Source organism: Lysinibacillus sp. DFXJR4 (assembly GCF_057196045.1).
Genome location: NZ_JBXUNW010000008.1, coordinates 42,840 through 55,376, shown reverse-complemented (window position 1 = coordinate 55,376; position 12,537 = coordinate 42,840). Strand labels below are relative to the sequence as shown.

General features: G+C 36.7%; 10 protein-coding genes and 1 pseudogene. 3 read left to right on the top strand and 8 right to left on the bottom strand.

All coding sequences use genetic code 11. The features are described from left to right. Positions 1 to 2: 2 nt before the first annotated feature. From AC2CGN_RS16215 to AC2CGN_RS16200, 4 genes are all read right to left on the bottom strand, one after another. Positions 3 to 1,268 carry an NEAT domain-containing protein gene (locus AC2CGN_RS16215; protein WP_484514925.1) on the bottom strand — a complete coding sequence of 422 codons (1,266 nt, stop codon included), beginning with the start codon at positions 1,266 to 1,268 and terminating at the stop codon, positions 3 to 5. Positions 1,269 to 1,349: 81 nt separating this feature from the next. Next, positions 1,350 to 2,846 carry an NEAT domain-containing protein gene (locus AC2CGN_RS16210; protein ID WP_484514923.1) on the bottom strand — a complete coding sequence of 499 codons (1,497 nt, stop codon included), beginning with the start codon at positions 2,844 to 2,846 and terminating at the stop codon, positions 1,350 to 1,352. Further along, on the bottom strand, positions 2,846 to 3,445 hold the full coding sequence (isdC, locus tag AC2CGN_RS16205; RefSeq protein ID WP_484514921.1) for a heme uptake protein IsdC: 600 nt from the start codon (positions 3,443 to 3,445) through the stop codon (positions 2,846 to 2,848). Before isdC ends, AC2CGN_RS16210 begins: the two co-directional genes overlap by 1 nt. Positions 3,446 to 3,722: 277 nt before the next feature. Next, positions 3,723 to 4,292, bottom strand: a complete 570-nt coding sequence (locus AC2CGN_RS16200) for a manganese efflux pump (protein ID WP_429980432.1) — start codon at positions 4,290 to 4,292, stop codon at positions 3,723 to 3,725. A gap of 340 nt (positions 4,293 to 4,632) precedes the next feature. Between AC2CGN_RS16200 and AC2CGN_RS16195 the strand changes: the two genes are divergently transcribed. Next, complete coding sequence (locus tag AC2CGN_RS16195) at positions 4,633 to 5,496, top strand: glycine betaine ABC transporter substrate-binding protein (RefSeq protein ID WP_429988700.1); 864 nt, start codon at positions 4,633 to 4,635, stop codon at positions 5,494 to 5,496. A 133-nt stretch (positions 5,497 to 5,629) separates the two neighbouring features. On the opposite strand, the gene AC2CGN_RS16190 is transcribed toward AC2CGN_RS16195, so the two are convergent. The 4 genes and pseudogenes from AC2CGN_RS16190 to AC2CGN_RS16175 all read right to left on the bottom strand — a co-directional run bounded on the left by AC2CGN_RS16190 (position 5,630) and on the right by AC2CGN_RS16175 (position 9,362). Further along, entirely contained in the window at positions 5,630 to 6,478 is an 849-nt protein-coding gene (locus AC2CGN_RS16190; protein WP_286925339.1) for a CPBP family intramembrane glutamic endopeptidase, read from the bottom strand. A 155-nt stretch (positions 6,479 to 6,633) separates the two neighbouring features. Beyond that, positions 6,634 to 6,765 carry a hypothetical protein gene (locus AC2CGN_RS16185; RefSeq protein ID WP_484514918.1) on the bottom strand — a complete coding sequence of 44 codons (132 nt, stop codon included), beginning with the start codon at positions 6,763 to 6,765 and terminating at the stop codon, positions 6,634 to 6,636. Between the two features lie 81 nt (positions 6,766 to 6,846). Further along, positions 6,847 to 7,464 carry a thermonuclease family protein gene (locus AC2CGN_RS16180; RefSeq protein WP_484514916.1) on the bottom strand — a complete coding sequence of 206 codons (618 nt, stop codon included), beginning with the start codon at positions 7,462 to 7,464 and terminating at the stop codon, positions 6,847 to 6,849. Between the two features lie 158 nt (positions 7,465 to 7,622). Next, positions 7,623 to 9,362 (bottom strand): annotated as a pseudogene (locus AC2CGN_RS16175) (ABC transporter ATP-binding protein). A gap of 222 nt (positions 9,363 to 9,584) precedes the next feature. Here AC2CGN_RS16175 and AC2CGN_RS16170 point away from each other — a divergent pair. Together AC2CGN_RS16170 and AC2CGN_RS16165 are read left to right on the top strand one after the other, a co-directional pair. Beyond that, positions 9,585 to 11,015: an ABC transporter permease gene (locus AC2CGN_RS16170; RefSeq protein ID WP_484514914.1), complete on the top strand. Its 1,431-nt coding sequence runs from the start codon at positions 9,585 to 9,587 to the stop codon at positions 11,013 to 11,015. Between the two features lie 13 nt (positions 11,016 to 11,028). Then, positions 11,029 to 12,525 (top strand): ABC transporter permease, encoded by a 1,497-nt coding sequence (locus AC2CGN_RS16165; protein WP_484514912.1) that lies wholly within the window; start codon positions 11,029 to 11,031, stop codon positions 12,523 to 12,525. Positions 12,526 to 12,537: the final 12 nt, after the last annotated feature.

Genomic DNA, 12,537 nt, shown 5'->3' with positions numbered 1-12,537 from the left:
ATTTATTTCTGTTCAGTCACATCTTTTTTTGAATATTTGATACGGCGAACGAGCAGTAAGCCCGATAAAATACAAACTCCAATAAGCAAGATAACCTTTACTACGTTTAGCTGTGCAAGCTGCTGATCAGTTTTTGAATCTTGCATTGGTTTTTTAGTAGTGATTTCTTCCTTTATTTCTGCCTCCTCAGCTTCTTCTTTTACATCATCTTCAGTTGGAGCATCTAGTGTACGGTCAAATGCTAATTGCTCCTCCTTTGGCATAATTGGCTGAACGGATGGCAGCGTTGACAGAGCTGGCTTGGAGATGCTTTCCTCTACCATTACTATTGGAGATTGCCTTTTAACTTCTTTATCAACTACCAGTGGTTTCACATCTTTAGCTTGCTCAGAAGTCTTCACTTCAAAAGGCTTACTGAAAAGTTTGGCAACTTGCTGCTGATCAAACTTTAGATTAACGAAATATTGATGATAATAAGAGAGCTCAGGAATATCAACTTTAACCCACATACGTATAGGTTGCTCAAAATCATTCACTGCAAATTCAACAATTTTAACATTATCAACAATTGAGACTACCTTTGGTTCTATCTGATTTCCTTGTTGATCTACAGTAATTCCTGTCACCCATGCTGATTTTAATATTGTCATTTGGGCATAGTATATACCATCTTTTTCTATTATCTTTGCCTGTGGATTTACATAGGTATTCATTATAGAAGGCTCATTTTTGCCATCTACCAGCAATACATAATTCAATGTCCGTTCCTCAGATACCGTATCTTTCGAAGTAGCTTTTTCGTTATCTGTATCTGGAACATTCTCCTTATTTAGCTGCGTAAGTGTTTGAGCATTTATGTGGAGTTCCTGCGAAAAAGGGAGGGACTCCTCTGTAGTTGTGTATACTACACCGTTTACCCTAATTGGCCGATGTATATCTTTGACATCAAACTGAACTAAATTTTCGCGCACAACAGTGGAAGTTATTTCATCATCTAGCTGTTTCATTTGGATGTCTGTTACAATCCATGGCTTTTCCAGTGTTAGCTCTAGTTTATACTGACCATTCTTTACCTCTAGAGTTGCCACTTCGCTAAAAATATTTTCTCCCAATCCTTCTATAGATGAAAAACTTAGTTCAACTTGATAGCTTCCATTTTCAATTATAGTTTCTTCAGCATTGACCTGAAGCCAATTAAAGGGAGGGAAAAACATCAGCAAAATAGTGCTGAATAGAAATGCTTGGCATATTTTTTTGTTGCTAATCACTATGAAAATCCCCCCAAATTCTTGAAAAGCACAGTAACTTCCTTCCTCAAAGAAGTGAGAAAGGAAGTTGCTGTAATAGTACTATTTATTCATGTATTGTAATGCACCATTTAAAATTTTTGCCATTTGTGTGCGTTTTAAAGGACTGTTTGCATTAATCACTGTTTTACCTTTAGCATTGGCAGAGCCAGTCATAATTTTACCTTCATTTAAAAAGGCAAATGCTTTTTTTGCTTCTTCGCTTGTTACAGTTGCACCATCCGCATAATAGGATAGGCTTGGGTCACCATAGTTCATTTCTTTCCCTGCAACATGTGCTACAGCACGGTAAATCATTACAGCAGCCTGCTGGCGAGTAAGTGTCCCATTTGGATTAAAGTTCTCCGCTTTCACAACAATTTTAGCCTCAGCTAAAGCATTGATAGCTTGTTTACGTTCAGCGTCAAGTGCGGCTGTATCTTTAAATCCAGCATCTGTTGTTGATGATAAATTTAATGCACGAGCAATCATTAACGCAAATTGAGAGCGTGTAATATTGTCGTATGGTTTGAAGTTATCTTGCCCCTTCACAATTCCCTTGCTGTATAATGCTAAGATAGCTTCTTTATTCCCATCATTGCTAATATCTTTAAATGGATTAACCACTGGCTTCACCGCACCTTCCACAGCAAAGCTAAATTGTACTTGGTGGTTAGTATCATAGTTCACGCCTGGCTCATTCACAACAATATGCAGTTGAGCATTCACAAGTTTCTTTAAGTCCTTCACTTCAAATGAATACGTACTTGCATTTGTTGCTTTGTCTTCACTTACTAAAGTTGCTTTTTTTCCTTCCACTGTGAATCCTTTAACATATTGACCTTGCGGGAATGTCATCGTTACGATGTTTTTACCATCTACTACTGAGATGCCTACTTTAGGTGCAATATATTGCTTCATCATAGATTCTTCAGAAGTACCATTTTTGTAAACAGTAATTGCTACATCATTGACTTTAACTTCTTCTTTTACTTCTTTTACTTCTTTTACTTCTTCCTTAACTGCTTCTTTTACTTCTTCAGTTTTTCCATTTTCTTCTGTAGTCGTTGCTTCTTTATTTTCTACTGCTTTTAAATCAAATTCATACCATTTATCCATCGTACCTTGAGGTGTTACTACATGTACTTTTGCAGGAGTTTTCACGTTTGGCACTATTGGAAATGAAATACTACTTGTTCCATCATCTTGTGCTTCAATTTTTGCATCTACAAATTTATCACCTTGTTTTACTTGAAATCCAGGAATCATTTTACTAAATTCAGCAACTGCTGCAATTTGCAGAGTGTATGTACCATTTTTATTAACAAGAACAGCTTTTTCAGCAAAATATTTATCCATATAACCAGTTTCGTCTGATCCAGTTTTAAATGTTTGGAAAGTTACTTGTGAACCATTCTGCTCTGTTTTATTACCTGCCTTTACTTCCGTGTTTGTCGTAACTACCTCTGCTGCTGATGCAAATGATGGAACTGTTAAAGATGCTGCTAGCAATGAAGCTAGGACGATTTTTGTTGCGCGTGATTGACGTTTTTTAGTCATTATTGACCCTCCGTTTTGGATTGTAATTTTTTTCTATAAAGTAAAAATGCTGATCCCACTAATGCAACGATTAATAGATAGGGTGTTGTATCGCTTGTTTGTGGATTGGGCACTTGACTTTCGGCAGTTGAATTTGTCGAAGCTTTTACATCATTAGTTTTTGGCGCTGCTAAGCCTTCAGTAGATACCGCATCAAAAACTAGTGCAACACTATATTCATGGTGATAATTAATATCATCAATATCAATTTTCATTGAAGTCACAAGAGGTTTCGTTAAATCTTTCACTGTGAATTGCACGATTCGAGTATCTGCTGCCTTATCTTCACTTACTACGGTTGCTCCACCAGGTGGCTGAAATTTAGTAATCCATTTACTATTTTTCAAGGTAATTTGAACTGTCGCCGTACCATTTTTCACAGTGACCTTTGCTGGTTTTACAAAATAATCATTGGCAATGGATACCGAGTTGCTTTCAGGCTTATTGACCTGATATTTTATGGAATGAGTACCGTCAGATAGTTGGGCAGATGCTTGTGGTAACCCTAAATTGAAGGTAAATACCATTACTAGCATGACGAACATCATTAATTTCTTCATGTGCTGAACTCCTCCTTATTGGAATATATTCGTTTAATTTCCACAGAACATTATAATTGAAAAAATTTTCGTTCACAATATTCAGATTGAAAGCATTTTCACGTAAACGAAAATTATTCTCAATTACACTTCTATTTCCAAGAATAATCGTTGATACCAACGTATGTCAACTGCTAAACCAAATTCGTCCTTAATATGTCAAATTTTCTACAATAAAAGGGATATCACATGAAAAATTTGTGATATCCCTTAAACAATTCTATTTAAATTGCCATTGTTATCCTAAAATTTCCAATACCCCAATCATTATGAGTAACCAGCCTGATATAGCCGCTGAGTATTTTCCAATAAATGTTTTAGTTAGTAAATTTCCAAAATGGCTGCCGATTGCAACTGTAATAAATGAAAATGTTCCAATAGAAATCACTGTCCAGATGACTGAAATACCGTGAGCACCAATAGCAATACCCCCCGCTAAACAGTTAGCAGATAAGATAAAACCAAGTGTTATTGCTTCTCTAAATGAAATAATATAGTTTTTATCCTCATCAAATAATTCAGGCTGTTCTGCAATCCCTTGCTGAGAAAAACGATTAGACACTAATGTCCACAATCCAATCGTACAAAGCAATAGACTTCCCAACAAATTTGCGATATGAGGGGATATATATTCAACAATCGTACCCCCCGCTGTTACTGCAACAAATGTGACAATCATTGACATAATAGCAATAACTGCGTTAGATAGGGCTGGAATTTTTACCCGTTTCACACCGTAAGCAAGACCTATTCCTAAATTATCTAAATTAGCAGCAATACCAATAAGAATGATGGATATCCAATGCATTCTAAGCCTCCTCAAACCCAAGTATCCATTTTCACCTATCATATGTGGGCAAAAATTTGATTTTTGGGCTTCTCTAAATGCATTTGATGGCGAGTCATTAGATATCTCTCCCATCCCACTTTTCTCCCTGTTCATTCCTAAAAATCCTATGGACAAAAAGTTTAGGTTGCTAGTAAGCTTGCATTTCTTTCTATTTTAGTGATTTGACAAAAGTAACAACTCTTTGTTAATTTTAAGTTGTTACTTGTTAATTTTTAGTTTATATTATTTTGATTTTAATAGAAGTAACTATTCATGCAGTTTATCTAAAATATAAAACTTTATAGTAAGGAGAGATTTTATGAAGTTCGATAAATTATTAAAATGGGGATTTGTATTGGGAATCATGCTGTTATTAACAGCGTGTGGCTCAGCTAGCGATGACTCCAAAAATAAAGCGATTAATTTAGCCTACGTTGAATGGGATACTGAAGTTGCCTCTACACACGTAGTAGGACAAGTTTTAGAGAATTTGGGATACGATGTCACATTAACCCCTCTTGACAATGGCATTATGTGGGAGGCACTTGCCAATGGTGAGGTTGATGGTATGGTTTCAGCATGGCTACCACAAACGCATGCCCCTCAAGTTGAAAAGTATAAAAATAAAATTGAAAATTTGGGAAAAAATCTAACAGGAGCTAAGATTGGCTTAGTTGTCCCAAGTTATATGGATGTAAATTCTATTGAAGATTTAACAAGCGAGGCGAATCAAACAATTACAGGTATTGAGCCAGGGGCAAATATGATGGCTACAACAGAAAATGCTTATAAGGAATATCATAACCTTGAAGGCTGGCATGTCCTTACCTCATCAGCAGGTGCCATGACTGCAGCACTTAGTCAGGCATTAGCTAAAAACGAGGAAATTATTATTACTGGTTGGTCCCCTCACTGGATTTTTAATGCTTTTGATTTAAAATATTTAGACGATCCGAAAGGTATTTATGGTGCTGAGGAATATATTGGCACATTCGCACGTAAAGGATTAAAAGAGGATAATCCAGACGCATACAGTGTTCTTAAAAACTTCCACTGGACTGCTGAAGATATAGAAAGCGTGATGTTTGATATTATGGAAGGCGCTGATCCTAAAGAGGCAGCAAAAAAATGGATTGAAAATAATGAAGAGAAAGTTACAGAGTGGTCAAAGGGTGTAAAATAATTACAGTTGTTTCATATAAAACGCCAAAAACATTCGCTAAACAGATATAATCTAAATAAGTCGATTCCCTGTATAAAAAGGAATCGACTTTCTTTAATTTGTTTTAAGTCATAATCGTAGTAAGTCGCGCTAATTATGTACTTTTCTGTATAAAACGCTTAGCACCTAGTATAGCGAGTGAGACAATGATACCCCCAATAACCATCATAATGACACAGATTAAGGCACCGAGCTCAGGCATTGATCCGTCGTAGGTTATGATTGGTGATACACCGTATTGCTGTGGTGAGATGGCAAATCTCATGATTTCTAAATATGCTAGATGAAAACCAATTGATGTCCAAAGACTCCCAGTCCATAGACGAAGTAGCTGCAAACATAATCCAAAGCATAGAATTAAAATAATATAACCGATGTTAATGGATACTCCTGGGGTTAATCCCACAAGTGCTTGAATCAAGGCAACTGCAATAGTAACTAATACAAATAGTAGGGTTTGCAATAAAACTGAAAGCCAAGTGGCGAATCGATAACGTAAGACATCATATAATAATCCTCGTAATCCCAATTCCTCCGGCAAAGCTTCATAAAAGAAAGCAAAAGTAATATTGATCAGTAACGGACCATACCACTGATTAGGGGCATGCCAGTCTTCAATGATTAGCCATCCTTGATAACCAGCAATTATGATACCCAATGAAGCCAGGGCAATTGCCAAGAAAACCCCAGTAAAAAAGTGATACAGCCTTTTCCATGAATATACCGGGGTACTGGGTTTATTACCAGTCATTCGATAGACATGCTGATATAAATACAAAACAATAGGAACGACCAGCCCACTCATCACAAGACCCTTTATAAAATTTTGAAAATCCCTTGATGCATCAAACAACTGTGCAGAAATTTCACCTGAAAGAGAAGCTAGGGATAGACTAACAACTAACGTTAACCATCCTATTAATAAAAGTTTTATCCATTTCATAAATAAATTTCCTTTCCTGAGAACTTTAATGTACATGTACTTTAAAACTTCTGTACCTCTGTTCATAACATTGTATATATACTTTATATACAATATATACATATTTCATGAATTTTGCAAGCTTGTTTTTTTGAAAATAAAAAAACATGAGATTGTTAAAAATCCCATGTTTCCATTTTAAAAGATCCATTCCACATTCGACTCACTGCTCTATCCGTCACTTCAATCATTCTATCCGCTACATCGACTGCTCTATCCGCCAATCCCTCAGCAATTCTATCCATCATTTCTACATACGATCGAAAAAAGGGCCGCCCTCAAAAGGCATTAATCATTGCCTTTTGGGACTGTCCCTTGATTGTTAACCTTTACTTCAATACTTCCGGATGGAATCCATCTTTTTGGAAGTAATTATCATGTGACCAAATATTTAATTTTTCTAGTTCGGCTTCCTGTTGAATATCTCTGAATTCATCCTCAAACGTATTATTTGGTTTATGGATAAAACGTACTGCCGCAAGCCCTTCTTTCAATAACGATTCCTGTAATAACACATCATCCACAAAAACATAGGCTAACAGTCGATCGTAATTGTCCGTTTCAGGTCCTACATCGTAAACTGCTTCAATCTTTTTAGCGTTTTCTAACAATTTAATCGTATAGTCTTTTGCCTCTTCAGCAAAAGGCTGTGCTTCACCTTTGTTGTAATTCATTTCTGGTGTATCGACCATTAATAAGCGGATTTTTTCCTTCTGGCCATTTATTGTTGCCTGAATCGTATCGCCATCGTATGCTTTAATAAAATCGACTGTAAAACGTTTATTTTCGGTTTTTTCTTCAACCTGTTCAATGGAAATGATGCCGTTTTGGTCTGTCGATGTTGCATCCTTTTCTTCAGCTGGTGATCTACCAAAAATCATATATAGTGCAACAGCTAAAATGATGGTACCACTTGTTATTAACGTTTTTATATCCTGCATCTTCATGTTATAGGTCCCTCACAACTATTCATCTTACATTACACTTTAAGGAACCTCCCTAAAGTACAACTAGTTCCACTCATTATCTCTAGGAAAGAAGAAACCCTATCAATTAAAAGTTTCACGTTGCTTCTATTGTAAAATATCAAGCTTCTACATTCAAGCTATGTAGCTGCAACGGCAACCCAATGATTTGGAGATACCTCAACAAGCTGACTATTTTCAATCTCATAGCTTGGTTGTGTTTCTTAATTTTCAGTGTCCACATATTTTTGCTTTTCGATTGCTGGGTCAGGAATTGGAATGGAGCGCAATAAAGCTTGTGTATAGGGATGCCGAGGATTTGCATAGAGCTCTTCACTTTCTGCAAGCTCGACAATTTTACCACCATACATGACCGCTACACGATCACTAATATGCTTCACCATAGACAAATCATGGGCAATAAATAAGTATGTTAAGCCCAGTCGTTGCTGTAAATCTTTTAACAAATCAACAATTTGCTTTTGAATAGAAACATCCAGAGCTGATAGTGGTTCATCACAAACGATAAAATTAGGCTCCACTGCTAAAGCTCTTGCAATGCCAATACGTTGTCGTTGTCCACCTGAAAATTCATGTGGATAACGCATTGCATGTTCTTTGTTTAAGCCTACAAGCTCAAGTAATTCCTCGACACGATGTTGACGTTCTGCATTTGTTTTGACCAACTTATGAATATCTAATGCCTCCCCAATAATATCGACGACTTTTTTTCGGGGATTTAACGAGGAATATGGATCTTGGAATATAATTTGCATATGACGACGCATTGCCTTTAGCTGTTTCTTCGTTAATCTTGTAATGGGTATTCCTTGATATATGACTTCTCCATGTGTAGGCTGATGGAGCTGTAAAATCGTTCGTCCTGTCGTAGATTTGCCTGAGCCCGACTCGCCCACTAATCCCAATGTTTCTCCTGGGTATATATGAAATGATAAATCATTAACAGCCTTTACTGTTTGACCACGACCTAATTCAAATTCCTTTGAAAGATGTGTCACTTCAATTAATGGTTTATGTTGATTGCTACTAGTTTGCCAATTTACATTCGGTTTTGGCTGCTTTTTCTCATGGAGTTTTGGCAAAGCATTCAATAGTTTTTTTGTATATGGATGTTGAGCATTCGCAAAAATCTCCTCTGTTGTTCCCTGCTCGACAATCTCTCCCTCTTTCATGACAATTAATCGATCACACATACCAGCCACAACGCCTAAATCATGCGTTATCAAAATAATCGACGTACCCATTTTCTTTTGCATATTGCGCATTAATTTTAAAATTTGTGCTTGAATCGTTACATCAAGTGCTGTTGTCGGTTCATCTGCTATGAGTAAAGACGGATTGCAGGCTAATGCCATAGCAATCATGACACGTTGCCTCATCCCTCCCGAAAATTCATGTGGATATTGCTTATAGCGTTCTCCGGGCTCCCGTATACCTACAAGCTTTAATAGTTCAATTGTTTGTTTATAGGCTTCAGCTTTGGACATTGACTGATGCTTGATTAAACTTTCAGCTACTTGTTCCCCAATTCGAATAGTTGGGTTTGTGGATGACATAGGGTCTTGAAAAATCATACTAATATCTTGTCCGCGAATTGCTTCCATTTGTTTTTCACTCAAAGAGGTTATTTCTTGTCCTTTAAATAAAATACTGCCTGACTTCAAAAATGAAGGGGGTGTTGGTAATAACCGCATGATTGAACGAGCCGTAACACTTTTTCCACTACCTGACTCTCCTACTATTCCGAGCGTTTCACCTTTATTTAGATGAAAGCTAACACCCTTAACTGCTTCAAATTCTGTCTCGCCTGTCAGAAAGGACACACGAAGATTGTTGATTTCTAGAAGCTTTTCACTCATTCCATCCACCCTTTTTAAATTTTGTGATTGACTTAAGTACAAGTATAATCCATACTTTACAATACTGATAGGAATTATACAATATCCTACAAAACATGTCATCCCGCATCCAGTCAGTAGGACAATCACTTCTATAACGAGTCAGCGAGATATTGCATAAACTAATCAGTAATGAAGGCTTAATTGCTTAAACCTTACTTAACTTACGTTTGGAGGAAATGCATGGATATATCAAACAATCATTCAGCAACTACAGAACATGTATTCTTTTTCGCGGTTTATCAAAAGCTCAAAACTCAAAAACTCTATAATGTGTTGCTCTTTCTTTTAAGTATCTTGGTCCATCCTATTACATACTATTTCTATCAAAAAAGAAAACAATCACAACAATACAAACAAGCTTTTGAACAACGGTGGCTGTACTACGAGGAAAAAGGTTTAATGGCAAAATGGCAATCTACATTTGCAGAACAAGAATTAGCAAAGGCTACTTTCTTTCATGAAACTGTATCTGAAAAGCAAATACAGGAGACAGCTTCTAAGTTAGCCCAAGCAAAAATTCAGCAATCTATTGAGCAGGAGTTATTAAAGGAAGGCATAGAGGATCTCTCCTATTTAGAGTATTTTAGTGAGCAACTAAAAAATAGAAAATTCCTGACTTTTACGTTTTTACCTGCTGCTTTATTTTATGTAGTACTCCTTTTATATGCGAATCCATTTCTACAATTCATCATTGAACGAATACTACAAAGCTTCATTGTTATTGTAGGAGTGGCTACACTAGTTTTTACAATTTTGTATTTGTCTCCATTTGATCCCGCAAGAAATTTACTAGGGGTCGAGGCAACGGCTGAGCAAATTGCAAATTTCAACATTATTCACGGCTTAGATCAACCTTATTTCTCTCAGTTGTGGAATGCTTTATCTGGCCTATTCACCTTCGATTTAGGTGCTTCCTTTGCAGGGAAAGAAGACATTACTCATAGTATTGCAAATAAATTTCCTATCACACTTGAAATTGCTGTCCTATCATTGTTAATGGCTATTGCTATTGCCATTCCGGTTGGCATTATTTCAGCGGTTCGTCCAAATTCCTATTTGGATTATACATTTATGTTCATCGCTTTAATCGGATTATCCATTCCAAGCTTCTGGCAGGGCTTGATCTTTATTTTGACGTTCGCGCTAAAGCTACAGTGGTTACCAGCTACGTATAATCCGCAAAGCTGGTTATCTCTAATTATGCCAGTAATTGTTTTGGGTACATCCATTACTGCTTCTATTGCCCGTATGACTAGATCGAGCATGCTTGAGGTTATACATGAGGATTACATTATTACAGCAAAGGCTAAAGGTTTAAATGAATTTAAAGTCATTTCAAAGCATGCGATTCGTAATGCCATGATCCCTATTATTACAGTGATCGGGCTTCTCTTCGGCGGCATGTTGGGAGGGGCATCTGTTACAGAAAAGGTTTTTAATATTAGTGGTATTGGTAGCTATATCGTTGACAAACAGTTTATCCCCGATATCCCAGCGATTCTAGGTGGGGTCGTATACATTGCTATTACAATTTCGATTGTTAACCTTTTCATCGATATTTTGTACGCATTTTTCGATCCACGCATCCGCTCAAAAATGAAGAAGTCTTAAAGGGGGAGCATCTTTGAAAAACAACTTACATGTCAAACTACTCTTGAAGATTACACAGGAATATGTCAATGCTCATTTTACATTTGTCTTTTCCTTCCTGTTCTCTTTATTGTTTCTAGCTTATAGCTATAATTTCTCTAGCCAAAGCTGGCGCCCAATTGTATGTGCCTTTTTTATAATTAATGCGATTACCACCGCTTATGTCGGTTTTCTTACTGTTCGAATCAAACATAATTTAGCAAAGCTAGGAGATATCCCAAAAAGCACTCGTCTCCTTGGATATCCATTATTTTTAACAGTAGCTACGGGCAATATTTTCTCAGCGTCATTTGCTTTTATGCTTGTGTCTAAGAAAAAGACAGCTGAATATACCTTTGCTGCGTATGCATTTATTACACAACTATTCATCATAGGTATTTCAGCACTAAACCTGTTTAAGCCGTATGTGACAGATACCTTTTTACTAGCAATGGGGCTTTTCCTATGCCTTGCACTCTTTTATATTGTAATGCTAATTTTATGTACCAAATTTGTTACACCAAAATCTGCTCCAAAATGGATGCTGTTGCCTGGTATATTGTTATTATTTGCGACTTTTACTGGCAATCTTTTTGCCACATTACTAGGTTATTGCCTTATTCAAAAGGCACGAAAGACAAATCCATCATCCATAGAAAAATGGCAAAACATTTGGGAAAAGATTTTGCGTAATACAATGGCCGTTTTCGGGTTATTTTTCATAGTTTTAATGTTTTCATTATCTGTCACAAGTTCGTGGACATTCGACTATGATTTGGCTACCGAAAATAACTACGGGGCTTTGTTACAAACCCCGTCACTGGAATACCCACTAGGCACTGATAATTATGGTAGAGATTTATTTTCTCGTATTATTTTCGGTGCACAAATATCGTTGATTGTTGGCTTTTTCTCAACCATTATTCCAGCACTTATTGGAGGAGTGCTTGGAGCGTTTTCAGGTTTTTATGGCAAAGCCACAGACAACATCATCATGCGTAGCCTTGATATTTTATATGCGATTCCTGGTATTTTACTAGCTATTGCAATAATTGCTGCGTTTGGAGCCAATACGGTTAATTTAATCATTGCTCTTAGTGTTGGAGCTATTCCTACATACGCTCGTACAATGCGGGCGAATGTTATGCAACTCGCTAATTTTGAATTTGTAGAATCAGCTAGAGCATTAGGTGCTTCTGATGCTGCAATCATCTTTAAGCATATCGTCCCTAATTCATTAGCACCAATGATTGTTAAAGCCACACTAACAATTGGTGGAGCTGTAATTTCAACAAGTAGTCTAAGCTTTTTAGGGCTTGGCATTGAGCCACATATCCCTGAATGGGGCAATATTTTAAAGGTTGGTAGTACGTACCTGGAAACACATTCCTATGTTGCGATTTTCCCAGGTCTTTGTATTATGCTGCTCGTTCTGTCCTTTAATTTCTTAGGGGATGGATTACGGGATGCTTTAGATCCAAAAACAAATTAAGATGGAGGTTCT